This is a genomic window from Streptococcus sp. BS35b (genome assembly GCF_000286475.1).
Lineage (GTDB): Bacteria > Bacillota > Bacilli > Lactobacillales > Streptococcaceae > Streptococcus > Streptococcus oralis_W.
The window spans coordinates 43,803-68,411 of sequence record NZ_ALKH01000003.1 but is presented as its reverse complement, the minus strand read 5'-3'; the positions used below and the strand labels follow the sequence as shown (position 1 = coordinate 68,411).

Annotated in this window: 21 protein-coding genes; 12 read left to right on the top strand and 9 right to left on the bottom strand. The window is 41.3% G+C overall.

Going from position 1 to position 24,609, the window contains the following annotated elements; all coding sequences use genetic code 11:
• A partial coding sequence (locus tag HMPREF1149_RS05690) for a Cna B-type domain-containing protein (protein WP_000300413.1) occupies positions 1 to 617 on the top strand: 617 nt, incomplete at its 5' end.
• 542 nt (positions 618 to 1,159) lie between these two features.
• Here HMPREF1149_RS05690 and HMPREF1149_RS05685 read toward each other — a convergent pair.
• Together HMPREF1149_RS05685 and HMPREF1149_RS05680 are read right to left on the bottom strand one after the other, a co-directional pair.
• On the bottom strand, positions 1,160 to 7,156 hold the full coding sequence (locus tag HMPREF1149_RS05685; RefSeq protein WP_001083110.1) for an alpha-L-fucosidase: 5,997 nt from the start codon (positions 7,154 to 7,156) through the stop codon (positions 1,160 to 1,162).
• A gap of 341 nt (positions 7,157 to 7,497) precedes the next feature.
• Positions 7,498 to 7,974 carry a glutathione peroxidase gene (locus HMPREF1149_RS05680; protein ID WP_000203073.1) on the bottom strand — a complete coding sequence of 159 codons (477 nt, stop codon included), beginning with the start codon at positions 7,972 to 7,974 and terminating at the stop codon, positions 7,498 to 7,500.
• Between the two features lie 222 nt (positions 7,975 to 8,196).
• Here HMPREF1149_RS05680 and HMPREF1149_RS05675 point away from each other — a divergent pair, with 222 nt between their 5' ends.
• Entirely contained in the window at positions 8,197 to 11,400 is a 3,204-nt protein-coding gene (locus HMPREF1149_RS05675) for an LPXTG-anchored hyaluronate lyase (protein WP_001193747.1), read from the top strand.
• A 124-nt stretch (positions 11,401 to 11,524) separates the two neighbouring features.
• On the opposite strand, the gene HMPREF1149_RS05670 is transcribed toward HMPREF1149_RS05675, so the two are convergent.
• The 4 genes from HMPREF1149_RS05670 to HMPREF1149_RS05655 are packed head-to-tail and all read right to left on the bottom strand — an operon-like array spanning position 11,525 to position 14,671.
• Entirely contained in the window at positions 11,525 to 12,154 is a 630-nt protein-coding gene (locus HMPREF1149_RS05670) for a bifunctional 4-hydroxy-2-oxoglutarate aldolase/2-dehydro-3-deoxy-phosphogluconate aldolase (RefSeq protein WP_000167290.1), read from the bottom strand.
• 9 nt (positions 12,155 to 12,163) lie between these two features.
• Positions 12,164 to 13,165, bottom strand: a complete 1,002-nt coding sequence (locus tag HMPREF1149_RS05665; protein ID WP_000161495.1) for a sugar kinase — start codon at positions 13,163 to 13,165, stop codon at positions 12,164 to 12,166.
• Between the two features lie 30 nt (positions 13,166 to 13,195).
• Positions 13,196 to 13,837: an RpiB/LacA/LacB family sugar-phosphate isomerase gene (locus tag HMPREF1149_RS05660; RefSeq protein WP_000684779.1), complete on the bottom strand. Its 642-nt coding sequence runs from the start codon at positions 13,835 to 13,837 to the stop codon at positions 13,196 to 13,198.
• An 18-nt stretch (positions 13,838 to 13,855) separates the two neighbouring features.
• Positions 13,856 to 14,671 (bottom strand): gluconate 5-dehydrogenase, encoded by an 816-nt coding sequence (locus tag HMPREF1149_RS05655; protein WP_000185868.1) that lies wholly within the window; start codon positions 14,669 to 14,671, stop codon positions 13,856 to 13,858.
• 271 nt (positions 14,672 to 14,942) lie between these two features.
• On the opposite strand from HMPREF1149_RS05655, the gene HMPREF1149_RS05650 reads away from it, so the two are divergent.
• Genes HMPREF1149_RS05650 through HMPREF1149_RS05615 form a run of 8 tightly spaced genes read left to right on the top strand, consistent with a single transcriptional unit; the run spans position 14,943 to position 21,957 of the window.
• On the top strand, positions 14,943 to 15,377 hold the full coding sequence (locus HMPREF1149_RS05650) for a PTS sugar transporter subunit IIA (protein ID WP_000706822.1): 435 nt from the start codon (positions 14,943 to 14,945) through the stop codon (positions 15,375 to 15,377).
• Positions 15,378 to 15,388: 11 nt separating this feature from the next.
• The gene (locus HMPREF1149_RS05645; protein ID WP_000592925.1) at positions 15,389 to 16,579 is read left to right on the top strand and encodes a glycoside hydrolase family 88 protein; all 1,191 of its coding nucleotides are present in this window, start codon (positions 15,389 to 15,391) and stop codon (positions 16,577 to 16,579) included.
• Positions 16,580 to 16,589: 10 nt separating this feature from the next.
• Entirely contained in the window at positions 16,590 to 17,081 is a 492-nt protein-coding gene (locus HMPREF1149_RS05640) for a PTS sugar transporter subunit IIB (protein WP_000178617.1), read from the top strand.
• A 14-nt stretch (positions 17,082 to 17,095) separates the two neighbouring features.
• Positions 17,096 to 17,875 (top strand): PTS mannose/fructose/sorbose/N-acetylgalactosamine transporter subunit IIC, encoded by a 780-nt coding sequence (locus HMPREF1149_RS05635; RefSeq protein ID WP_000026608.1) that lies wholly within the window; start codon positions 17,096 to 17,098, stop codon positions 17,873 to 17,875.
• Positions 17,862 to 18,680 carry a PTS system mannose/fructose/sorbose family transporter subunit IID gene (locus tag HMPREF1149_RS05630; protein WP_000148025.1) on the top strand — a complete coding sequence of 273 codons (819 nt, stop codon included), beginning with the start codon at positions 17,862 to 17,864 and terminating at the stop codon, positions 18,678 to 18,680. Before HMPREF1149_RS05635 ends, HMPREF1149_RS05630 begins: the two co-directional genes overlap by 14 nt.
• Positions 18,680 to 18,973 (top strand): preprotein translocase subunit YajC, encoded by a 294-nt coding sequence (locus tag HMPREF1149_RS05625; RefSeq protein ID WP_000381741.1) that lies wholly within the window; start codon positions 18,680 to 18,682, stop codon positions 18,971 to 18,973. Before HMPREF1149_RS05630 ends, HMPREF1149_RS05625 begins: the two co-directional genes overlap by 1 nt.
• Positions 18,974 to 18,994: 21 nt before the next feature.
• Positions 18,995 to 20,896 (top strand): alginate lyase family protein, encoded by a 1,902-nt coding sequence (locus HMPREF1149_RS05620; RefSeq protein ID WP_000657073.1) that lies wholly within the window; start codon positions 18,995 to 18,997, stop codon positions 20,894 to 20,896.
• A 59-nt stretch (positions 20,897 to 20,955) separates the two neighbouring features.
• On the top strand, positions 20,956 to 21,957 hold the full coding sequence (locus HMPREF1149_RS05615) for a LacI family DNA-binding transcriptional regulator (RefSeq protein WP_000412460.1): 1,002 nt from the start codon (positions 20,956 to 20,958) through the stop codon (positions 21,955 to 21,957).
• Between the two features lie 110 nt (positions 21,958 to 22,067).
• Here the strand turns inward: HMPREF1149_RS05615 and HMPREF1149_RS05610 are convergent, their stop codons facing one another.
• From HMPREF1149_RS05610 to HMPREF1149_RS05600, 3 genes are read right to left on the bottom strand one after another with little or no spacing between them, the layout of a single operon-like run.
• Positions 22,068 to 22,403 carry a hypothetical protein gene (locus HMPREF1149_RS05610; protein WP_000838113.1) on the bottom strand — a complete coding sequence of 112 codons (336 nt, stop codon included), beginning with the start codon at positions 22,401 to 22,403 and terminating at the stop codon, positions 22,068 to 22,070.
• A gap of 10 nt (positions 22,404 to 22,413) precedes the next feature.
• Complete coding sequence (locus HMPREF1149_RS11290; protein WP_000712406.1) at positions 22,414 to 22,956, bottom strand: DUF3278 domain-containing protein; 543 nt, start codon at positions 22,954 to 22,956, stop codon at positions 22,414 to 22,416.
• A 15-nt stretch (positions 22,957 to 22,971) separates the two neighbouring features.
• A complete protein-coding gene (locus HMPREF1149_RS05600) occupies positions 22,972 to 23,166 on the bottom strand; it encodes a helix-turn-helix transcriptional regulator (RefSeq protein ID WP_001082470.1) in 195 nt (64 codons plus the stop codon).
• Between the two features lie 162 nt (positions 23,167 to 23,328).
• Here HMPREF1149_RS05600 and rsmH point away from each other — a divergent pair, with 162 nt between their 5' ends.
• On the top strand, positions 23,329 to 24,279 hold the full coding sequence (rsmH, locus tag HMPREF1149_RS05595) for a 16S rRNA (cytosine(1402)-N(4))-methyltransferase RsmH (RefSeq protein ID WP_000159388.1): 951 nt from the start codon (positions 23,329 to 23,331) through the stop codon (positions 24,277 to 24,279).
• Between the two features lie 10 nt (positions 24,280 to 24,289).
• Positions 24,290 to 24,607, top strand: coding sequence for a cell division protein FtsL (gene ftsL / locus HMPREF1149_RS05590; RefSeq protein ID WP_000840799.1), 318 nt, complete (start codon positions 24,290 to 24,292; stop codon positions 24,605 to 24,607).
• Positions 24,608 to 24,609 lie beyond the last annotated feature (2 nt).

Genomic DNA, 24,609 nt, shown 5'->3' with positions numbered 1-24,609 from the left:
TTCAAGAAATTGAAGTTTCAGAAGCAACTGGTTGGAAGTTCGAATCAAAAGCACTTCCTAAGTATGAAAATGGTCAAGAAATCAAGTACACTGTCAAAGAAGTAGCTGTTGCATCATACGAAACAACAATTACTTCAGAAAAAGACGGTAAGTACACTATTACCAACAAACATACACCAGAGAAAACTACTGTAAAAGGTAAGAAGATCTGGAATGATGCCAATAACAAAGACGGTATCCGTCCAGATTCTATCACAGTGAAACTTCTTGCGGATGGTAAAGAAACCGTTCAAGAAGCTACAGTTTCAGAAGCAACTGGTTGGACTTATGAGTTTACAGGGCTTGATCGTTACAAAGAAAATGGTCAAGAAATCAAATACTCTGTAGTAGAAGTTCCAGTTGATGGTTATACATCTGAAGTAGAAGGCTTCAATATCACAAATACACATACTCCAGAAAAACCAACACCAGGTAAACCAAATGAACCAGGAAAACCAGGTCCAAAACCTCAACTTCCTAACACTGGTGAAAAAGCATCTAACGCAGCAGTAGTTGCAGGACTTGCTTTGATGGCAGTGACTGGTGGATTGTACTTTGTAAGCCGTAAAAATAAATAATCTCTAGATGAGAGTTGATTTTCAGTTAGTTCTTAGGAAGTAATTGGAAAGGAAATAGTCCAGAACATTTGTTCTGGACTATTTTTTATCTTGAGAAATAAGGAAGGCTTTTTAAACGTTATTAAGAATCAATTTACATAATATTTATAAGTAATTTTTTCGATAAATAATAAAGTATGCTCTTAAATTTTTTTACTATTCTAACCTATAAAATATAGGGGATTGATGGAGACTTGTCATCTGAAATGAAATAATAGATCGTTAAGGGATAACAATTGATTTGAGAAGTGTTTGTCCTACTAAGTGATGAATGTGAATTCTGTGAATGGAGATGGCTCGAGTAAGTTTTAGAGGAAACTATTTAAGTAGGAGGCTAGAAAAATATGGGCGTTCAGTACTGTGAATTTATAAAAAGTTCAATTAAATTTGGGGATTCTTTATGGATTTTTTCACACAAGGTTAATTGTGAAAAAAAGAGAAGACCAAATGGTCTTCTCAACGGGGGAACTGAATAATTAGAAAGAATCAATCAAAGAGGGTTATTAGTCTTTGAAATTCTTTTGGAAGACGAGGAGAGACAAGATAGAAGTAATGGCTGCCAAGAAGAGGAAGGCAGTTGCTTCTTGTTCCCCAGTTGCAGGGAGTAGTCTTTCCTTGTCTTCTTTGATTGTAGCTGTAACAGGAGCTTTTTCATCTTTTGCTGATGAATTATCTGTTACGACTGGAGCAGGTTTTTCAGTCTCTCTTGGTAGAACATACTCAGGAAGAGTCACAACTGGTGGTGCTTCTGTTCCAACTGAGCTTTGTTTGCTACCTACCTCAATCATTCGATCTTGAGCTGGAGTTGCTTCTGTTTGGAGAACCTTGCGTTTGTCACCGTCCACTTCAACATACTCGACTAAGAGACCGTCTTTCCCTTCTGATAGAACTTTCTCTTTTCCCTTGTCTAATTGTGGGTTTTCGCGACGAATAGTCTTGAATGGTACGACCTTATTGACGATTTCCAAGCTTGGAAGTGTAAAGACAAGGTCTTTAACCCCTTCCTCAGGACTTGAAGAAGTAATTGGTTTCTCAGGTTGCGCCGGAGTTTCCGGTTGAGCTGGAGTTTCCGGTTGAGTCGGATTATCAGGTTGCGCTGGTTTCTCAGGCTGATCAGGTTTTTCCGGTTGAGCTGGAGTTTCTGGTTGAGTAGGTTTTTCAGGCTGAACTGGTTTTTCAGGTTGAGCAGGTTTCTCAGGCTGATCAGGTTTTTCCGGTTGAACTGGTTTCTCAGGTTGAGCAGGCTTTTCAGGATTAGTAGGTTTTTCCGGTTGAGCAGGTTTCTCAGGCTGAACTGGCTTTTCAGGTTGAGCAGGTTTCTCAGGTTGAGCAGGTTTCTCAGGCTGATCAGGTTTTTCAGGTTGAATTGGTTTTTCAGGTTGAGCAGGTTTTTCAGGCTGAACTGGTTTTTCAGGTTGAGCAGGTTTTTCAGGCTGAACTGGTTTTTCCGGTTGAGTAGGTTTTTCCGGTTGAACTGGAGTTTCAGGTAGAACTGCTTCGAGCTTACTGATTTGTTCGAGAGAAGTTTCTAGCGCTTGATTGACTGCTTCTTGAGTTTTAGCTTCTTGGATTGCAGCAATGGCTTGGTCAGCAATTTCTAATAATTTCTTCTTAGCTTCCTTGTTGGATCCAAGCTCAGCGACTTTTTTCTCGATAGCTTTCGTCAAGCTTTCCATAGCCTTATCATACTCAATTTCCGGTTGTTTTGGTTCAGCTGGTTGATCAGGTTTAGAAGGCTCTTCAGGCTGTTCCGGTTGCTCTGGACTAGGTTCCTCTTGGCCTCTTTGATAGTTCTCATCCTTGGATAGGATATCTTGTAGGGCACTGACTGTCAACATGACATCCTGAACATCCACTGCATCAGCACTGAGTTGGTTTCTCAATTTTTCTAGATTTGCTTGGAAAGCTTGGCGTGCAGTAGCTCTATTTTTCAAGCCTGCTGGGTCAAAGTTGGACAGATCGTCTTTCCATTTAGAGATAGACTGGATGATATCTGCCTTGCTGTAGAGTTCACTACCTTCGCCACGAGTGATGAATTGGTCCACTTGAATACCGATATTTTGAGACAAATCGTTTCGATCAGGATCTAGTTGAAGGGTGACTGCGTGCAAGTTTTCGTCCAGACCTTTTAGGCTGACCAGAGTTTGATTGCCTTGGCGTTGGACTGCACGACCGCTAAAGTATTTCTTACCATCAATAGTTGAAGCATTTCCCATGCCATCTTTGTAAGGAACTTCTTTGCCATCTAGGAAGACTTTGTAGATACCATGATTTGGATCGACATAGCCCTTGATATCAAGTCCAGTACCGTAGAAGTAGGCTGTGACAGTTGTCTTTTTCTTTTGCTCATCAGTTAAGCGACCAAAGGAAGCCCAAGACTCTGTTTTTTGGTACTTGTCTGCCGAATTGGTTTCATGGTGCCAGCCAGGACTGTAATCCAACTGACTAGCTTGGTCATCATAACTTGTTTGATCCTTGATCAGCAATTCAGCTTTCATCACTTGGATGGTTGCATCTGTAGCGAAACCGAGCAGGGCACCATCAGTGACAGAAGTGAGCTTGGCTTTGAAGTCAAAGACAGAGTCAGCCTGTTCTGTAAAGTCAATCGTTGGGATGGTAACAGTCTTTTCTGTTTCTCCATCTTTAAAAGTCACATCTTGAGTTGTATCTTGGTAAACTTTACCGTGAACCCCAGTTCCAGGTTCTGTGATAAAGCGAACAGTAGCAGTCCCCTTGCTTCCACCAACACGCTTAATCTTAACAGTGACTGGTTTTCCTTTTTCGACTTCGTAGTTGGTAGACTCGAGTTCAAACATTCCTTTGCTATCATTGTTTAGGGTGTAGATTCCTTCTGTAGCAATTGGTTCACCTGTTTTGTTCACGAGAGTAATAGTGTGTTGGCCTGGTGCTAAATCGCCTGTCTCAAAGACTTTTTGGCTGCGTTTACGGCTAGCATTCTTAGTTTGGACATCGGCAACCTTTTGACCATCAACGTAGACGGACATTTCTCCATGACCAGGATCGACTGTAGAGACGACATAGGCCTTGGTTCCTGTGAAGGTATAGCTTGCTTTGGCATCTTTTTGATTGGTCCACATAGAAGTGCCACGAACACCTTCAGATTCATTGTACCAAGTTGTTCCGGCTGTATCTGCTGTTGTGTTTGAGTGGTATTCAAGTCCAAGAGGGTAGCCATCTGTCTTTTCAATGCTGCTTGGTGTCTTGTAGACTGAGAAGTTGGTCAAGATTGGAGTTGCTTGAGCACCAGTGATGGTTACACGAATTTTTTGTGCCTCTACAGGCTTGCCTTGAACCAAGCGACGGTAACCAACGGTCGAACCTTCGCCGTATGTCACCCAGCGTCCGTTGATTTCGACTTCAATCTTGAAACCTGAGATACGTTGACCTTTGGCGATGTCTTCCTTGAGTTCAACGACGTCAAAGCGTCTCTTTTGTCCTAAATCGACTGTAAAGCTACCGGTTGTGGCATCATTTGAGAGCGCCCAGCTGGTGTCATCTTTACCGTCTGTGAGGTGGCTTTCCTTGTAAAGGTGGTTTTGACGAGTAGAACTTGCTGTTACAGTGGCACCTTTGGCAAAGTCAGTCGTATACATTTGGTCTAGGGTTGCCTTGAATTCCTTCAAGCGAGCCACATCCGCATCTGCAAATTTTCCTTCTTTATTTGGTGGAATGTTGAGAAGGAGTGGGGTTCCACGACCAACAGACTTGAAGTAGATGTCCATCAACTCTTTGAGTGATTTTGGCTGTTGGTTGTCATGATAGAACCAGCCCGAACGGATCGAAACATCAGCTTCCCCTACAGAATACATATCACCATCTGGGTCACCATGGTTGAGGTATTCGTTTTTAACATCGTCTGTGATGTTGGCCCTTTTGACTTTATGCCATACAGGGTCGCCTGCTATACCTCGTTCATTTCCGATCCAGCGAACGCTTGTCGGTTGAGCAGAGAAGATAGCAATATCTCCTTCAGCTTCTTTGATGTATTTGAACCATTCATCAAAGGTATAGGTCACTTTTTGGGCACCGCTACCACGCGCTCCGTCCATCCAAACCTCGATAAATTTCCCTTTATTTCCGTATTTTGGATTTCCAAGGATTTCTTTTAGTTGGTTGAGATAGTATTGGTTGTATTCTTTTTCGGTTGCAACATGGTATTTTGGATGATTGGCATCCCATGGTGACAAGTAAACACCCATATTCATGTCATACTTGCTAGCAGACTTGGAAACTTCTTCGAGAAGGTCACCCTTTCCATCTTTCCATGGGCTAGCAGCTACAGTATGATCTGTATACTTAGAAGGGTAAGCAACGAAACCGTCGTGGTGTTTAACAACCATAATGGTTCGTTTGAAGCCTGTTTCCTTCAGAGTGCGAATCCACTGGTCAGTATCCAAGTTGGTTGGATTGAAGTATCGGGGGTCTTCTTTTCCATTTCCCCATTCAGAATTGGTATAAGTGTTCATTCCGTAGTGGATGAAGGCCGCCAATTCTTCCTTGTGGTAATCGAGTTGAGCCTTGCTTGGAAGAGGCCCATGATTGCCAATCTCGGTTTCCTTATCTTCTGGATGAGCTACTGGTGGTGTTGGAGTCGTTGGATTAGCTGTATTAGCGACTGGCTCGTATTCAAAGACGACCTCATTCACCCCTTTTTGCTGGATCCTTGCTTCCAAGCTAGTTTTTACTGGACGGTAGCCAGCAATGTCTTTTGCATGGAAGGTGTTGACAAAGGAAACGTCATACTCTTGGCCGTCATTGTTATCAACTGTCGCTTCCGCTAGTTCAGTAGTGGTTCCTTTTTGACGGTAGTAAACTTTGAAGGAGCCTTTGTTGACTTTATAGACCACCTTGATGACACGTGTACCGGCAGGCGCTTTGCTGACAACATTGTGCTCTTCAGCCCAAGCATCTTTTAGTTGTTTATTGACTGCTACGCCATCAATGGATACAATTTCGTATTTGTCTTTATTCTTCTGATAGAAGTCCGTTTTCTCGATTTCTTTTTTGAAATTATAGTCAAATGGCGAATCAACAGCTGTCTGTTCGATGAAGGTATCATTATCTTTGACAGGATTTCCTTCTTCGTCTTCGTGTTGAATAACAACACGACCGTATTCAACTCCCTTGGTCAAGGTAGCAATCCCATCTTGGTTGAAGGAATATTCGTTGCTTCCGATAACAGCTTTCTCATTCCGAAGCATACGCCCCTCATCAGTAAAGTAGTAACGATTTCCGTTGTCTCCCTGGTACCAGCCTTTCACACCATATTTGGCAATCAAGTCCTTCACCCATTTCAGTTGTTCAGGTGAAAGGACGAGTCCGCCACCAAAGCGATCCTTTTCAGGAACACCATTGTCAACGGTTCCGTGTTGGTGAACCCCCAGAACTTTTCCTTGGCTATCCACAATTCCACCACCAGACAAACCAGATACAGAAGTGGTTTGGTAGGTGATACCGGTCGTTCCCTTATCATCATAGGATTCAACAGTTCGGATGGTCCCATCTGCCTTGTAAAGCTGACCGGCTAGGATAGGTTGTTTCAGTTCTTTTGAGCTCGAGTCAGTTGGGTAGCCAATCGTACTGATGGCTTCTCCCGGCTGATGCGTCTTGTGATCCGCTAAAGGTGCAAAGGTTGCTGCTTTGTTTGGACTAGCAATCGGAAGAGGAATAGGAGCTTCTACAAGAGCAAGGTCGTTCTTATAGCCTTTTCCAAACTCTTTCTTATTCCAGAAATGGATGTCCTTTTCTCTAAATAGAACTGTAGTTCCAGAAGATGGAAGTGAGTTTTTCTTTTCGCTGTTTGAACCAACGTTATAGTAGAACTGGGCAGATTTTCCACCACGAATGTGACCTTCGCCAGTTTCTTTATTGGCTTCTAGGAAGTTATGTGCAACGGTAAGAATCAAATTAGGTGCAACAAAGATACCAGATCCTGAAACGAGGTAGCGTTGCTCTCCTGCATTGTAAGTGCTGTAAACCATAGTAGCAGCAGTTGCAGGTTGTCCCTCGTAGTTGATGTGTTTGAGGTCTTGTCCACCGTTAATAATAGCCCGGTTTCCATTATCAGCTTCTTTTGGAGCTTCTTCCTTATCCTTTAGAATGCTCTCAGTTTCTACCTTTGGACTAGCTTTCTGGTCAACGATAGTAGTCGTATCGAGTTTTTTGACAGGTGTGTCGGGATAGGCACGGTCCTGAATGTCTTCAGGGAGCAAGTCAGCACTGTTGGTATCGGTAGCAGGTGTTTCTTGTTTTTCAGCTTCTACACGACCTTCTTCTTTGACTTGTTCAGCCTTGCTTTCTTCTATATCTGCGACTTGTTCAATTTGCTGATCTAAATTGGATCTTGTGGCAGGAGGGGTTTCGTCCGCACGTACGGTTCCAGAAGCAAAAAATGCCAGTCCGACGATGACAGAGGCCACACCTATGGTTAACTTCCGAATGCTAAATGTTTGCCCTTTTTCAAAAAGGTATCGATTCATAATATACTCCTAGTTTTTAGAAAGGCAGTCAGCTACTGCCCAAGCCCAAGTCTGACTTGGTTACAACTTGATTTAATGAAAAAACTCTCTGATAATTTGTAAGCTACCTTACCTCCTGTTTATAAAGCGCTTTCATTTTGAGGTAAAAAATTTAAAAGGTCATTTCTCCCTTAAAATGACTGAAAACTCTTAATATAACAAATATACTAAATTAATAAAAGAATTGCAATAGCGAAAAAGCAAAAAATAAATATAAATTAAAGAAAATAAGTTACTTTTTAAAGAAAAAAAGCATCCTTTCAAGTCTCAAACTAAATGAAAGGACACGTTTTAAAAAGAAATTAGAGTATCTTTTGGAGAGACTCTTGGATGGTTTGGGGGTCTGTTTTGGAAGAGAAGCGCTCAAGGACTTGCCCATCTCGACCAATGAGAAACTTAGCAAAATTCCATTCGATTCGTTTTCCTAGAGGACCAGATCTCTGGTCTTTTAGCCAAACATAAAGAGGATCTGCTTCCTTGCCGTTGACCTTGATCTTGGCAAAGCGAGGGAAAGTGGTCTGATAGTGTAGATTACAGAAGCTATTGATTTCCTCTGCGCTGCCGGGTGCTTGTCCCATAAACTGATTGCAAGGGAAATCTAGGATTTCAAAGCCCTTATCTTGATAGCGTTCATAGAGTTCTTGAAGTCCCTGGTACTGGGGCGTTAAACCACATCCTGTAGCAGTGTTGACAATCAAGAGAACCTTGCCACGATAGCTCTCCAGGGGAGTTGCTTGGTTGTTTTGGTTCAAAACGGAAAAATCATAAAGTGAAGTCATGAAGGCCTCTTTTCTTTTTCTACATTGTAACAGTTTTTACTTTTTTCGTCGAGTCGGATGGAAGATATCGTTGAAGAATAAGCCCTCAATATGATAGAAACCGTTTACAAATAACTTTAAAAATGATATGATTTAATTAAACCGGTTTACTCAGTTGTTATAAATCTCTAATTTGAGATTTAGTTCCTATTGATTTTACAATATGTTTATTGGAGTGTATACATGCAAACAAAAACAAAGAATCTCATTGTGAGTTTGTCTTCACTTGTTTTATCGGGATTTTTATTAAACCATTATATGACAGTTGGAGCGGAAGAAACGACTACAAACACTATTCAGCAAAGCCAGAAGGAGGTTCAGTATCAGCAAAGGGATGCCAAGAATTTAGTTGAAAATGGTGATTTTAGTCAGACGGAGAACGGAAGCAGTCCTTGGACAGGAAGCAAAGCCCAGGGGTGGTCAGCTTGGGTAGACCAGAAGAATAGTTCTGCCGGTGCCTCAACTCGAGTCATTGAGGCTAAGGATGGGGCTATTACTATCTCAAGCCGTGAGAAATTAAGGGCAGTAGTTCACCGTATGGTCCCTATTGAAGCTAAGAAAAAGTATAAACTGCGTTTCAAGATTAAAACAGATAATAAAGTCGGGATTGCTAAGGTTCGTATCATTGAGGAAAGTGGTAAGGACAAGCAATTGTGGAATTCTGCAACGACGTCAGGAACAAAGGACTGGCAGACCATTGAAGCAGACTATAGCCCGACTTTAGATGTTGATAAAATCAAGCTGGAGTTATTCTATGAAACGGGAACAGGGACTGTTTCCTTTAAGGATATTGAGCTGGTAGAGGTAGCAGACCAGCCTTCTGAGGATTCTCAAACAGATAAACAGCTTGAGGAAAAGATTGATTTACCAATTGGGAAAAAACATGTTTTTGCTCTTTCGGACTATACTTATAAGGTAGAAAATCCTGACGTTGCTTCAGTCAAAAATGGAATTTTAGAACCTCTTAAGGAAGGGACAACCAATGTCATTGTCAGTAAAGATGGCAAGGAAGTGAAAAAGATTCCTTTGAAGATTCTAGCCTCTGTTAAGGATGTATACACAGACCGTTTGGATGACTGGAATGGCATCATCGCTGGGAATCAATACTATGATTCTAAAAATGAACAGATGGCCAAGTTAAACCAGGAACTGGAAGGAAAGGTGGCTGATAGCCTATCCAGTATTTCAAGTCAGGCGGACCACACCTATTTGTGGGAAAAATTTTCAAATTATAAAACGTCTGCGAATCTAACTGCCACTTATCGGAAATTGGAGGAGATGGCTAAACAAGTGACCAATCCATCTTCTCGTTATTATCAAGATGGGACTGTCATTCGAACGGTTAGGGATTCCATGGAATGGATGCATAAACATGTCTACAATAGTGAAAAGAGCATTGTTGGGAACTGGTGGGATTATGAAATCGGTACACCTCGTGCAATCAACAATACCTTGTCTCTGATGAAAGAATACTTCTCAGATGAGGAAATAAAAAAATATACAGATGTGATTGAAAAATTTGTTCCAGATCCCGAACATTTCCGAAAGACGACTGATAACCCATTTAAGGCCCTAGGTGGAAACTTAGTGGATATGGGAAGGGTAAAAGTAATAGCTGGTTTACTGCGCAAGGATGATCAAGAAATTTCTTCGACCATTCGTTCGATTGAGCAAGTGTTTAAGTTGGTAGACCAAGGTGAAGGTTTTTATCAGGATGGATCCTATATCGACCACACCAATGTTGCCTATACGGGTGCTTATGGGAATGTCTTGATTGATGGCCTTTCTCAACTGTTGCCAGTCATTCAAAAGACCAAGAGCCCAATCGATAAAGATAAAATGCAAACTATGTACCACTGGATTGATAAATCGTTTGCTCCTTTGCTGGTGAATGGAGAGCTGATGGATATGAGTCGTGGACGCTCGATCAGTCGTGCTAATAGCGAGGGGCACGTGGCCGCAGTAGAAGTACTAAGAGGGATTCACCGGATAGCGGATATGTCTGAAGGAGAAACCAAACAACGGTTGCAGAGTCTTGTGAAGACCATTGTTCAATCGGATAGTTATTATGATGTCTTTAAGAATTTGAAGACTTATAAGGATATCAGTTTGATGCAATCTTTGTTAAGCGATGCAGGAGTCGCAAGTACCCCAAGAACAAGTTACCTATCAGCCTTTAACAAGATGGATAAAACAGCTATGTACAATGCAGAGAAAGGTTTTGGCTTTGGTCTGTCGCTCTTCTCCAGTCGTACCTTAAATTACGAGCACATGAACAAAGAAAACAAACGTGGTTGGTATACGAGTGATGGGATGTTTTATCTCTATAATGGTGATTTGAGTCACTATAGCGATGGCTACTGGCCAACAGTTAATCCCTATAAGATGCCTGGTACGACAGAGACGGACGCTAAGAGATCGGATAGCGATACGGGTAAAGTTTTGCCATCTGCTTTCGTTGGGACGAGCAAACTAGATGAGGCCAATGCGACAGCAACCATGGATTTCACCAACTGGAATCAAACATTGACTGCTCATAAGAGCTGGTTTATGCTGAAGGATAAGATTGCCTTTTTAGGAAGCAATATCCAGAACACTTCAACAGATACTGCTGCAACTACAATTGACCAGAGAAAACTGGAATCAAGTGATCCATACAAAGTCTATATCAATGATAAAGAAGCCTCCCTCACAGAACAAGAAAAGGATTATCCTGAAACCCAAAGTGTCTTTTTAGAATCGTCCGATTCGAAAAAGAATATTGGTTACTTTTTCTTTAAGAAGAGTTCAATCAGTATGAGTAAGGCTTTGCAAAAGGGAGCATGGAAGGATATTAATGAAGGACAGTCAGACAAGGAAGTTGAAAATGAATTTCTTACGATTAGTCAGGCTCATAAGCAAAATGGAGATTCTTATGGCTATATGCTCATCCCTAACGTGGATCGTGCCACCTTCAATCAAATGGTAAAAGAGTTAGAAAGTAGCCTCATTGATAACAATGAAACCCTTCAGTCTGTTTATGATGCCAAACAAGGAGTTTGGGGCATTGTGAAATATGATGATTCTGTCTCTACTATTTCCAACCAATTCCAAGTCTTGAAACGTGGAGTCTATACTATTCGAAAAGAAGGGGATGACTATAAGGTTGCCTACTACAATCCTGAAACCCAGGAATCAGCGCCAGATCAGGAAGTCTTTAAAAAGCTAGAACAAGCAGCTCAGCCACAAACTCAGGATTCAAAAGAAAAGGAAAAATCTGAAGAAGAAAAGAACCATTCGGATCAAAAGAATCTCCCTCATACAGGAGAAGGTCAGTCAATCTTGGCAAGTCTAGGGCTCTTGCTACTTGGGGCGGTTTATCTGTTCCGCAGAGGAAAGAACAACTGATTTGTTCATCATCTAGATGAATCACATGAAACTGTGGAAAATAGAAAAAATCCGAAGAAGGTCAAACATCTTCGGATTTTTTTTAAAAAAGGATAAGTGTTAACTTATCCTTTTTCACTTCATTTTATCTGAGTGTAACATACTGTTGGGCAATCTCGCTGATGCGGTCAAAGTCGCCTTGGGAAGCGAGTTTATTGAGTTCGCCACCAATTCCAACGGCGTCTGCACCAGCAGCGAACCATTGAGGAATGTTATTTAGGCCGACTCCTCCGGTTACCATTACGGAAACTTGTGGGATTGGCGCCTTGACTGCAGAGATATATGATGGACTGAGAGCACTACCTGGGAAGAGTTTGATGATTTCACTACCGGCTTCAAGTGCAGTCGTTATCTCTGTGAGGGTAATACAGCCTGGAATGTACGGTGTGCTGTAAAGATTGCACATTTTTGCAGTTTCAGCATGGAAAGATGGAGAAACAACGTAATTTGCTCCGGCTAGAATGGCATCTCTAGCAGTTACGGCATCAAGCACAGTACCTGCACCGATACAAACACTCTGATCGTCCTGATACAAGTCTACAAGTTCCTTGATGATTTGCCCTGCATACTGATTGGTATAGGCAATTTCAATTGCCTTGATACCGCCCTTGATACAAGCAATCGAGGCTTGTAGTCCTTCTTCCTTTGTATTTCCTCGAATGACAGCGACAATTTTTTGTTTTTTTAGTTCAATAATCGTATCTGATTTGGTCATGTAATTCTCCTAACGAATGATATCTTGTGCATTTTCCAGTAATTTTTCAATACTAGCTGCGGGAGTGGAGAGATGGTCTCCTGGAAGAGTACATTTGAGAGTTGCGCTCGCAACTGCAAAGTCAATGCTAGTTTTTAGGGAGGAATGATGGAGTAGTTGGTAAAGGGCACCAGAGATAAAGGCATCCCCGCTACCAACTCGTTGATAGACTGCAGTTTTTAGTTGGACAGACTCTTCAAATCGTTCTTCCAGAGCATAGGCCTGATAGACATTTTTGTCTTGTTCATCACTAGAGCGGAGGGTATGGAAAATGGCCTTGAAACCATAGGCTTCTTTTAATTGTCGCATGCGATTTTCCACCTCTTTTAGGCTGGCTTTGTCTCTTGGGAACATTTCTAGATTTTGGTCATCAATCATGAGAGGATCAATACCAAAGCAATAGTCAGCGAAACGTGCAAACTTAGAAAATTCATACTTGGCTTCTAGGACTGAAATCATCTTTGTTCTCAGATTGAGATCCATTGAAACGATAATCCCTCGGCGCTTGGCTTCTTCCAAGAGTAGGAGAAGGAGCGTACGGACCTCTTGACCGATAGCTACGGTGATTCCACTAAAATGAAAATGGCTAATCCCCTGAAAGAGAGAATCCATATCGAGCATGTTTGGCCGAATCTGGCTGATACTCGTATGCTTACGATCGTAGAAAACTTCACTTTGACGACAACCAAAGCCGTTCTCCAAATAGTAGAGGCCGATTCGATCGCCAAGCCGATAGATTGAACTGGTATCGATTTGGTGCTGCTTCAAGAATGTGAGAAAACGATCCCCAATCTCGTTGGCAGGGAGTGCGGTAAAGACTTTCGTTGAGATACCCAGGGCTTGCAAATTACAAGCAATATTAATTTCTGACCCGCCAAAATAAGTCGAACTGGCAACATGATCGCCGATACTGGTGGCATCTAATGGTGAGATTCGAATTAATGGTTCGCCAAACAGTAATATTTTCGTCATCCATTAGTTCCTTTCTGGTTTAGAATAGCTTTACTTGGCTAATACTTCTTTCAAATAAGCAGCGACTTCATCATCTTGGCAGTTTTCAAAGAAGTATTCTTGGAAGTATTTGCCAGAGATGGTGTCTTTGAGGAAGTCTTGGTCGATTGTTTTAAGGATGGTCATCAAATCATTGTGGGTGATTTGTTTCACCTCGTTTAAGATACGAGCGTTGCGTTGTTCAGGAATTACACGTTCTCTTGGGTAGCCACCGCCCATTTCTTCAGCAAATAAGCGTTCAAACATCAATTTGAGGGTCAGTTCCGCCCCCCAACCAAATCCTTTGGCATAAGGGATAGACAAGGCGTTGCCACCATTGATTTGAGAATAAAGGTAAGCGTCAGTTGGGTCCACTGCTAGACCACAGACAACACCAGGGAAGCTGTTTAAAGCAAGCATAGCCCCTACACCCGTACCACAGCCGGTAACAACAAAGTCAACTGCCTTTGTATTTAAAAGGATGGCAGCCATTAGGCCGTTTTGTACGTATGTTAAATGGTTTTCACCTTCTTCACCATGCATACCATAGTTAAATAATTGGTAGCCTTTTTTATCTGTTGCTTCTTTTAGACTATCGTAAATAATGTGATTCTTACTAGCTTGACTATTTTCATTGATTAATGCGATTTTCATAAGATCCTCTTTCTATTTTTACTCAGGTTGTTTTCCGATGTAGGCTAAGATACCGCCATCTACATATAGGATGTGGCCATTGACAAAATCGCTGGCATCACTAGCGAGAAAGACAGCAGGGCCCATCAAATCTTCAGGATTTCCCCAACGTGCAGCAGGTGTTTTTGCAATGATGAACTGGTCAAATGGGTGGCGAGAACCATCTTCTTGCAACTCACGAAGAGGTGCTGTTTGAGGAGTGGCAATATAACCCGGTCCAATTCCGTTACATTGGATATTGGCTCCACCGTATTCAGACGCAATGTTGCGGGTCAACATTTTCAAGCCCCCTTTAGCAGCAGCATAAGCGCTAACTGTTTCACGTCCCAGTTCGCTCATCATCGAACAAATATTGATAATCTTTCCATGCCCCTTCTTCATCATAGAAGGAATAACCGCCTTTGAAACGATAAATGGTGCGTTTAAGTCAATATCGATGACCTTACGGAAATCAGCGGCGCTCATTTCGCACATTGGAACGCGGCGGATAATACCAGCGTTATTAACGAGGATGTCAATGACACCAACTTCTTGTTCGATTTGCTTGATCATGGCTTGGATACCGTCCTCGTCTGTCACGTCACAGACATACCCATGGGCTTCGATGCCAACTTCACGATAAGCTTCAATCCCTTTATTGACCAGGTCTTGATTGATATCGTTAAAGACAATAGTAGCGCCGGCCTCAGCGTAGGATTTGGCAATAGCAAATCCAATTCCATAAGAAGCGCCGGTGATGAGAGCAATTTTTCCTTTTAAAGAAAACTGCTCAATTGAGAATGATGTATTTGTCATTTGATACTTCCTTTCAAATTTGTTAAGACTTCTCTATAACCAAATTATATTCTAGTAAACCGGTTTTGTCAATAATTAAATATTTTTATTTCTAAAAATCTTTGTTTTCCTAGAAAAACGGAAGATTTTGAAATTTCTGTCTATTACAATGGTTAAATAAGCAATGAAAGCGCTAATATTTTTTTAAAAAAACTATTGACAAGATAAAAATAAAGGGTTACAATGGGAAATGTAAAGTAAACCGGTAAACTCAAACAAGAAAGGAGAAAAGATGAAAATTGTACTTGTAGGGCATGGACATTTTGCCACAGGGATTTATAGTTCTTTACAATTGATTGCAGGCAATCAAGAAAATGTGGAGGCGATTGACTTTGTGGAAGGAATGTCAGCAGATGAACTCAAGCAAAAAATCTTACTTGCAATTTCAAATGAAGAAGAAGTTTTAATTCTAAGTGACCTCTTGGGAGGATCGCCATTCAAGGTTTCTTCTACTATAATGGGAGAAAATCCAGCCAAAACAATGAATGTTCTCTCGGGTTTGAACTTAGCCATGTTAATGGAAGCAGTCTTTGCTAGAATGGCTCATAGCTTTGATGAGGTTGTTAATAAATCAGTAGCGGCGGCCCAGGGCGGAGTCGTAAATGGTAAAGAATTGTTTTCAACGGATGCAGAGACAGAGGAAGAAGATTTCGAATCGGGTATTTAAAGGGTAAAAGAATGATAAAAAAGGTTACGATTGAGGAAATAAAATCGCCTGAGCGCTTCTTAGAAGTACCACTTCTGACGAAAGAAGAAGTCGGCCAGGCAATTGATAAGGTTATTCGGCAGTTAGAACTCAACCTTGACTATTTCAAGGAAGATTTCCCGACGCCAGCTACCTTTAATAATGTCTATCCAATCATGGATAACACGGAATGGACCAATGGTTTCTGGACAGGAGAACTGTGGTTGGCTTATGAATACAGTCAACAGGATGCATTTAAAAACATCGCTCATAAAAATGTTCTTTCTTTCCTGGATCGTGTCAATAAGAGAGTAGAATTGGACCACCATGATCTCGGTTTCTTATACACACCGTCTTGTATGGCTGAATATAAGATAAATGGAGATGGAGAGGCCAGAGAGGCAGCCTTGAAAGCTGCAGATAAGTTGATTGAACGCTATCAAGAAAAAGGTGGCTTTATTCAAGCTTGGGGAGACTTGGGCAAGAAAGAGCATTACCGTTTGATTATCGACTGCTTGCTCAACATTCAACTCTTGTTCTTTGCTTATCAAGAAACAGGCAATCAAAAATACTACGATATTGCAGAAAGTCATTTCTATGCTTCAGCTAATAATGTAATTCGTGATGACGCTTCGTCCTTCCACACCTTCTATTTTGATCCTGAGACAGGTCAACCCCTTAAAGGTGTAACGAGACAAGGGTATAGTGATGATTCATGCTGGGCACGTGGTCAATCATGGGGAGTCTATGGTATTCCTTTGACTTATCGTCACCTGAAAGACGAGTCCTGCTTTGACTTGTTTAAGGGTGTAACCAATTATTTCTTGAATCGTCTGCCAAAAGATCATGTTTCTTATTGGGATTTGATTTTTAATGATGGTAGTGATCAATCACGAGATTCTTCAGCAACAGCTATCGCCGTCTGTGGGATTCATGAAATGCTAAAACATCTCCCAGAGGTGGATGCTGACAAAGATATTTATAAACATGCTATGCATGCCATGCTTCGTTCCTTGATCGAACATTATGCAAATGATCAATTTACCCCTGGTGGGACAAGTCTCCTCCACGGTGTGTACTCATGGCATTCAGGTAAAGGAGTGGATGAAGGCAATATCTGGGGTGACTACTATTACCTAGAAGCCCTTATCCGTTTCTACAAAGACTGGAACCTATATTGGTAGGAGGAGAAATATGACAATGCCAAATATTATTATGACCCGTATCGATGAACGGTTGATTCATGGGCAAGGACAACTTTGGGTAAAATACCTAGGTTGTAATACGGTCATTGTTGCCAATGACGAAGTAAGCATGGACAAGATGCAACAAACTCTGATGAAAACAGTTGTGCCAGACTCAGTTGCTATGCGTTTCTTCCCTTTGCAAAAGGTGATTGATATCATTCACAAGGCTAATCCTGCTCAAACGATCTTTATCGTTGTAAAGGATGTGAAGGACGCTTTAACCTTGGTAGAAGGTGGTGTTCCAATTAAAGAAATCAATATTGGGAACATTCACAATGCCCCTGGTAAAGAGCAAGTGACACGCTCCATCTTCCTGGGTGAAGAGGACAAGACAGCCCTCAAGGAATTGAACCAAACTTATCAAGTAACATTTAATACGAAAACAACTCCAACAGGAAATGATGGAGCTGTTGAAGTCAACATTCTGGACTATATTTAAAAGAGGAGATCGTTATGTCGATTAATGTATTTCAAGCGATTTTAATTGGATTATGGACAGCTTTCTGTTTTAGTGGAATGCTGTTGGGAATTTACACCAATAGATGTATTGTTCTGTCATTTGGTGTCGGAATTATTCTAGGTGATCTGCCTACTGCTCTTGCAATGGGAGCTATTGGTGAATTGGCTTATATGGGATTCGGTGTTGGTGCTGGAGGTACTGTTCCACCAAACCCAATCGGACCTGGTATCTTTGGTACCTTGATGGCTATCACTAGTGCTGGTAAAGTCAGTCCAGAAGCGGCTCTTGCCCTCTCTACTCCGATTGCTGTGGCGATTCAATTCTTACAAACTTTCGCTTACACTGTACGTGCTGGAGCACCTGAAACGGCGATGAAGCACTTGAAAAACCATAATTTGAAGAAATTCAAGTTCACTCTAAATGCAACAATTTGGTTGTTTGCCTTTATTGGATTTACCTTGGGTTGCTTGGGTGCCCTTTCAATGGATACCTTGTTGAAACTTGTAGACTACATTCCACCGGTATTGCTTACAGCTTTGACAGTTGCTGGTAAAATGCTCCCAGCTATCGGTTTTGCAATGATCTTGTCAGTGATGGCTAAGAAAGAGTTGATTCCGTTTGTCTTGTTGGGATATGTTTGTGCAGCTTATCTAAACATCCCAACAATTGGTATTGCAATTGTAGGTACTATCTTTGCTTTGATTGAATTTTATAACAAGCCAAAAACAGCGGATCATGTGGTAGAGGAGGAAGCACACGATGACTGGATCTAACAAATTAACAAAACGTGATTATCTTAAAACGTCTTTGCGGGCATTCTTTTTACAAAATGGATTTAACTATAGTAACTATCAAGGGTTGGGATATGCCAATGTAATGTATCCTGCTTTGAAAAAACACTATGGAGAGGATCAGGAAGGTTTCTACCAAGCCTTGGAAGAAAACTGTGAATTCTATAATACCAACCCACACTTCCTACCTTTTATTACCAGTTTACACCTTGTAATGTTGGAAAATGGTCGCCCCGCAAAAGAAACACGTAGTATCAAGATGGCCTTGATGGGACCATTGGCAGGTATTGGGGATTCTCTTTCTCAATTCTGTTTAGCTCCATTGTTCTCAACCATCGCAGCTTCGTTTGCTCAAGAAGGCTTGGTTGTCGGTCCAATCTTGTTCTTCCTTGCGATGAATACGATTTTGACTGCGATTAAATTGTCAACTGGTCTGTATGGATACAAACTAGGAACAACTGTGATTGATAAACTAAGCGAACAGATGGCAACGATTTCTCGTATTGCAAATATTATCGGTGTAACCGTAATTGCTGGTTTGGCAGCGACATCTGTTAAGATTATGGTGCCGATCACCTTTGCTGCAGGGGAAGTTAAAGCAGACGCTAAACAAAGTATCGTCAGTATTCAGGGAATGCTTGATAAGGTTGCTCCAGCTCTTCTACCAGCCCTATTTACACTTTTAGTTTACTACTTGATCAAAGAAAAGAAATGGACAACATATAAACTCGTTATTTTAACAGTTATCATCGGAATTATCGGAAGCTGGCTTAAGATTCTAGCTTAATGGATACGACATTGTTTTATGGAATAGTGATTGTCTTGGCAGTGAGCCCCCTTTTACTGTCAAGCTTTCATTCTACTCGTCAGCAAAAGTTGCTTCGCAAACAGATGGAGCAACGACAAGAGTATTTAGCTTCTTTAACATCTGGTGATGAAGTGTTGTTGTTGTCTGGAATTCATGGAAAAATCATTTCTATCAAAGATGACTTGGTCTCCTTGCAGATTGCAAAAGGTGTGGTCATCTATGTAGAAAAGGAAAGTGTAATGGGAAAGACAAAAGAACTGCTTTTTAAGTAGTTCTTTTTCTGGTAATAGATAATGAAAGAAGAAAGAAGACAATTTTTTGAAAGAGTTGATGGGAACCAATGTCGTGACTATATCTTGTCCCACTGTTCAAAAGACTATGAGAAGGTCAAGCGTTCTATTGAGCGCTTGATGGACAATCGTTTTATATTTGATAGTCCTTGGGATATGGAACCTTGTTCAAAAATCCATCAAATCCAGCCGATGGTGTGGAATCAAGTATTTGAAGATGATCCAGAATGGGCTTATATGCTCAATCGACAAGAATATCTCTTGCAGTTTGTGATAGGGTATCTGGTAGAAGGAGATAAGGGCTATATTCAAAAGTGCAAGTTCTTTCTATTTGATTGGATTGAGCAAGTGAGAGAATTTTCTCCTCAATCTTTGATGACTAGAACCTTGGATACGGGCATTCGTTCCTTTACTTGGTTAAAACTACTCTTGCTCCTCCTGAAATTTGACTTGCTAGAGGAGGAAGAACTAGAGAAAATTTTGGTCAGTCTAGAAAAGCAGATTGACTTTATGAGAAGCCACTATCGTGCCAAGTACACTCTTAGTAACTGGGGAATCTTACAAACAATTCCGATGCTTGCAATCTACCATTTCTTTTCAGATAAGATTGACCTAGAAGAAGCTTACCGTTTTGCTTCAGAGGAGTTGAAACAGCAAATTGAGACACAGATTTTAGAAGATGGAAGCCAGTTTGAACAGTCGATTCTCTATCATGTAGAGGTTTATAAAGCCTTGCTGGATTTGTGTCTCTTGCTTCCAGACTTGCAAGATAGCTTTCAAGAGTTGCTGGAAAAGATGGCGACTTACATTCAGATGATGACAGGCCTGGATGGACGGACTTTGGCTTTTGGTGATAGCGATTCTACAGAAACGACAGAGATTTTGAGCCTGTCTGCTGTGGTTTTGAACAAGGAAGACCTTCTTAACGGTCTGGATGTTAAAGTCGATTTGTTTAGCCTCTTGTTCCTGGGGCGAGAAAAGGTCAAGCGGCTGCAGGAATTTGAAAAGAGAGCTTGGCAGCCTAAGTCCATGATCTTTGAAGACTCTGGACATGTCTGCATTAAGGATGAACATCGTTATCTATTTTTCAAAAACGGTCCGCTGGGAAGTGCCCATAGCCATAGTGACGAGAATAGTTTTTGCTTACAGTATCAAGGTCAACCGATTTTCATAGATGCTGGGCGTTATTCTTATCGGGAGATAGATGAACGTTATCTCTTAAAGAGTGCTTGGAGTCATTCGACCTGCATGGTAGATGGGAAAGCTCCAGAAAGGATCGCGGGATCCTGGGAATATGAATACTATCCTCACCCCCTGTTTTGTCACCACAAAGAAAGAGAGGGAGTGCATTATATTGAGGGGGCTTATTTGTCAGCAGAGCCTGATTTGCCTTATCTTTACAGGAGAAAAATTCTCATGTTGGCAGAGGATGTCTGGCTCTTGGTAGATGATATCAGGTGTCAAGGTCAGCATGAGGCGTTGACTCAGTTTATCCTTGACAAGGATGTGACCTATCAAGATGGGAAAATCAATCAGTTGAAACTATGGAGTGAAGTTGATTTTGATTTGGAAGCTACCATTATTTCTCCTAAATACAATGAGCTTGAAAAAAGTAGTAAACTCACCAAACACCAATTCTTTGAGAATCAGATGCTGGATTATACCATCATTGCGCATGAGAGTTTTGAAATCATCCGTCATTCTGTCTACCAGACAGATGGTCGTGAAGTAGAAAGGACTCTGGCTTTTGAAGTGAAAAATAACGAAACAGACAAGCTGATTCTGTTATTAAGCGAGGATATTTGTGTAGGTGAAAAATTGTGCCTCGTTGACGGAACAAAAATGCGTGGGAAATGTCTAGTATATGATAAAATAAATGAGAGAATGATTCGCTTGCAGTGCTAGAAATAGGCATTTTGAATGGTAAATATGTTATAATAAGTATTGGTAGGAGGTGTTTTAGATTGGAGAAGAAACTGACCATAAAAGACATTGCAGAAATGGCTCAGACCTCGAAAACAACCGTGTCATTTTACCTAAACGGGAAATATGAAAAAATGTCCCGAGAGACACGTGAAAAGATTGAAAAAGTTATTCATGAAACAAATTACAAACCGAGCATTGTTGCGCGTAGCTTAAACTCCAAACGAACAAAATTAATTGGTGTTTTGATCGGTGATATTACCAACAGTTTCTCAAACCAAATTGTTAAGGGAATTGAGGATATCGCCAGCCAGAATGGCTACCAGGTAATGATAGGAAATAGTAATTACAGCCAAGAGAGTGAGGACCGGTATATTGAAAGCATGCTTCTCTTGGGAGTAGACGGCTTTATTATTCAGCCGACCTCTAATTTCCGAAAATATTCTCGTATCATCGATGAGAAAAAGAAGAAAATGGTCTTTTTTGATAGTCAGCTCTATGAACACCGGACTAGCTGGGTCAAAACCAATAACTATGATGCCGTTTATGACATGACCCAGTCCTGTATCGAAAAAGGTTATGAGCATTTTCTCTTGATTACAGCGGATACGAGTCGCTTGAGTACTCGGATTGAGCGGGCAAGTGGTTTTGTGGATGCTTTAACAGATGCTAATATGCGCCACGCCAGTCTAACCATTGAAGATAAGCATACGAATTTGGAACAAATTAAGGAATTTTTACAAAAAGAAATCAATCCCGATGAAAAAACTCTGGTATTTGTTCCTAACTGTTGGGCCCTTCCTCTAGTCTTTACCGTTATCAAAGAGTTGAATTATAACTTGCCACAAGTTGGGTTGATTGGTTTTGACAATACGGAGTGGACTTGCTTTTCTTCTCCAAGTGTTTCGACGCTGGTTCAGCCCGCCTTTGAAGAAGGACAACAGGCTACAAAGATTTTGATTGACCAGATTGAAGGTCGCAATCAAGAAGAAAGGCAACAAGTCTTGGATTGTAGTGTGAGTTGGAAAGAGTCGACTTTCTAAGATGAAAGGGAAATGACTTGCAACCTCTGTTAAGAAATAAAAGAATCCCATCTAGCATGAGCTGGATGGGATTCTTTGCCTATAAAATGAGAAATTATGGGAGTAATCTCCTAAATCAACTGTTTTTGATCTACTTCTTTCACCACTTGATAAAAGTTATAGAAGTAAGCCAAACTTGAAATGATGGATACGACTAGGAATATTGAAAATTTCCATTGGACAGGGTTGGTTAGAAGCTGTGGCAAGGATATAAGGAGGAAGAAGAGGGCAGCGTTGAGGATAGGTATCCGTTTTGATTGCATTTTCTCAAGTCCTTTATTGAGCGCAGGAAGAAAGAGGAGTAAGAGTATTAAAACTGTATGAGAAATAGCTCCTGAAACAAGGGCGAAGGAAAGGAAAATACTGATAAAAACATGACTGATCAGTAGTTTAGCTAGTGATTTCATAAGGCACCTCCTAGTCGTCTTCTTGCTCTTTCTTGGCTTTTTGAATGCGAAGAGAGACAACAATTTGCATCATCAGTCCAAAAAAGAACGCTCCCAGTATAGTTTTTAAAATATGTTTTGAATTCAGAAGAGAACTGATGAAATTTGGATTTTCACTGGTTAGGGTATCGATGAGTGGCATTATAAAAAATATCGCTATGCCGTAGATCAGACCGGCTTTTAGACCCGGAAAATGTAGCTGTTTACTTTCTTTTTGACTCAGCATTTCGGGATCAATAGCTGTGATGCCCGTTTTCTTGGTTTGAGAGACCACATAGAGGGCAGCCATCATCGAAATGCCAAACACCACGAGAGGATAACCGATAGCGACAATTTGTGGGTATTTATAAGCAAGGACAAAGGGGATGAGGTTGCCAAATGTCATCAGATAAAAGAGGACAATAAAGACCTGATTCCCGATACGATCGGCCTCGCGCCGTTTGTGTTCGTCAAGGGGACCAGAAATACCGTATATGCGTTTGATGAGTTTGTCAGTGAGAGTTTCTTTTTTCATTTGTTTGCTCCTTTTTTAAAAATCGTCTTCCCAAAAGAGGCTATTGAGGTCAGTTTGGAGGCTGCGGGCGAGATTGAGACAGAGTTCCAGGGTAGGATTGTACTTGTCATTTTCAATCATGTTGATGGTCTGTCTCGAGACACCGATATCTTTGGCGAGCTCGAGCTGGGAAATGCCCAGTTCCTTGCGGAATTCTTTAACACGATTCATAGGGTCTCCTTTCTGATATGTCGTATATATTTGACTATATTATATTCTTTTGAGGATGAGATGTCAAGTATATGTGACATATTTTTGAGAATTTTTTTCGAAGAAACTTAGCCTTGTCTGACAAGTGCAAGCTGGTCGGATTTGTGGTAAAATAGATAAGATATGACAAAAGAATTTCATCATGTAACGGTCTTGCTTCATGAAACGATTGATATGCTTGACGTAAAACCTGACGGTATCTACGTTGATGCGACTTTGGGCGGAGCAGGCCATAGCGAATATTTATTAAGTAAATTGAGCGAAAAAGGGCATCTCTATGCCTTTGACCAGGACCAGAATGCCATTGACAATGCGCAAAAACGGTTGGCACCCTATATCGAAAAGGGGATGGTAACCTTTATCAAGGATAACTTCCGTCATTTGCAGGCACGTTTGCAGGAGGCTGGTGTCCAGGAAATTGATGGAATTTGTTATGACTTGGGAGTGTCCAGTCCTCAGCTGGATCAGCGTGAGCGTGGCTTTTCTTATAAAAAGGATGCGCCACTGGATATGCGGATGAATCAGGAAGCTAGTTTGACGGCCTATGAGGTGGTCAATCATTATGACTATCATGACCTGGTTCGGATCTTTTTCAAGTATGGTGAGGATAAATTTTCTAAACAGATTGCCCGTAAGATTGAGCAAGCGCGTGAGGTGAAACCAATTGAGACAACGACGGAGTTGGCAGAGATTATCAAGTCGGCCAAGCCTGCCAAGGAACTCAAGAAAAAGGGACACCCTGCCAAGCAGATTTTCCAAGCTATCCGAATCGAAGTCAATGATGAGCTGGGCGCTGCAGATGAATCTATCCAGCAGGCCATGGACATGCTGGCTTTGGATGGGAGAATTTCGGTCATTACCTTCCATTCGCTGGAAGATCGCTTGACCAAGCAATTATTCAAGGAAGCTTCAACAGTGGAAGTTCCCAAAGGATTGCCCTTCATTCCAGATGACCTTAAGCCCAAGATGGAATTGGTATCCCGTAAGCCAATCTTGCCAAGTGCCGAAGAGCTAGAAGCCAACAATCGTTCGCATTCAGCCAAGTTGCGCGTGGCTAGAAAAATTCACAAGTAAGAGGAAAAACATGGCAGAAAGAATCGAAAAAACAAGCCAGTTATTGCAAACGAAGTTCAAAGGTTTTTCACGTGTGGAAAAGGCCTTCTATGTTTCGATTGCTGCAACAATGATTATCCTGGCAGTCAGCGTTGTGTTTATGCAGACCAAGCTATTACAAGTTCAGAATGAATTGACCAAGGTCAATGCTCAAATCGAAGAAAAGAAAACCGAGCTAGACGATGCCAAGCAAGAGGTCAATGAATTGATTCGTTCAGAACGTTTGAAAGAAATTGCAAACTCTAAGAATTTACAGCTGAATAACGAAAATATCCGAGCAACGGAGTAAGA

Coding starts and splice junctions, on each gene's coding strand:
- HMPREF1149_RS05610 (WP_000838113.1), bottom strand. CDS start 22,403: ATGAAATCACTAGCTAAACTACTGATCAGTCATGTTTTTATCAGTATT.
- HMPREF1149_RS05625 (WP_000381741.1), top strand. CDS start 18,680: ATGGATACGACATTGTTTTATGGAATAGTGATTGTCTTGGCAGTGAGC.
- HMPREF1149_RS05645 (WP_000592925.1), top strand. CDS start 15,389: ATGATAAAAAAGGTTACGATTGAGGAAATAAAATCGCCTGAGCGCTTC.
- HMPREF1149_RS05660 (WP_000684779.1), bottom strand. CDS start 13,837: ATGAAAATCGCATTAATCAATGAAAATAGTCAAGCTAGTAAGAATCAC.
- HMPREF1149_RS05650 (WP_000706822.1), top strand. CDS start 14,943: ATGAAAATTGTACTTGTAGGGCATGGACATTTTGCCACAGGGATTTAT.
- HMPREF1149_RS05685 (WP_001083110.1), bottom strand. CDS start 7,156: ATGAATCGATACCTTTTTGAAAAAGGGCAAACATTTAGCATTCGGAAG.
- HMPREF1149_RS05670 (WP_000167290.1), bottom strand. CDS start 12,154: ATGACCAAATCAGATACGATTATTGAACTAAAAAAACAAAAAATTGTC.
- HMPREF1149_RS05665 (WP_000161495.1), bottom strand. CDS start 13,165: ATGACGAAAATATTACTGTTTGGCGAACCATTAATTCGAATCTCACCA.
- HMPREF1149_RS05600 (WP_001082470.1), bottom strand. CDS start 23,166: ATGAATCGTGTTAAAGAATTCCGCAAGGAACTGGGCATTTCCCAGCTC.
- HMPREF1149_RS11290 (WP_000712406.1), bottom strand. CDS start 22,956: ATGAAAAAAGAAACTCTCACTGACAAACTCATCAAACGCATATACGGT.
- HMPREF1149_RS05635 (WP_000026608.1), top strand. CDS start 17,096: ATGTCGATTAATGTATTTCAAGCGATTTTAATTGGATTATGGACAGCT.
- HMPREF1149_RS05655 (WP_000185868.1), bottom strand. CDS start 14,671: ATGACAAATACATCATTCTCAATTGAGCAGTTTTCTTTAAAAGGAAAA.
- rsmH (WP_000159388.1), top strand. CDS start 23,329: ATGACAAAAGAATTTCATCATGTAACGGTCTTGCTTCATGAAACGATT.
- ftsL (WP_000840799.1), top strand. CDS start 24,290: ATGGCAGAAAGAATCGAAAAAACAAGCCAGTTATTGCAAACGAAGTTC.
- HMPREF1149_RS05620 (WP_000657073.1), top strand. CDS start 18,995: ATGAAAGAAGAAAGAAGACAATTTTTTGAAAGAGTTGATGGGAACCAA.
- HMPREF1149_RS05630 (WP_000148025.1), top strand. CDS start 17,862: ATGACTGGATCTAACAAATTAACAAAACGTGATTATCTTAAAACGTCT.
- HMPREF1149_RS05640 (WP_000178617.1), top strand. CDS start 16,590: ATGACAATGCCAAATATTATTATGACCCGTATCGATGAACGGTTGATT.
- HMPREF1149_RS05680 (WP_000203073.1), bottom strand. CDS start 7,974: ATGACTTCACTTTATGATTTTTCCGTTTTGAACCAAAACAACCAAGCA.
- HMPREF1149_RS05675 (WP_001193747.1), top strand. CDS start 8,197: ATGCAAACAAAAACAAAGAATCTCATTGTGAGTTTGTCTTCACTTGTT.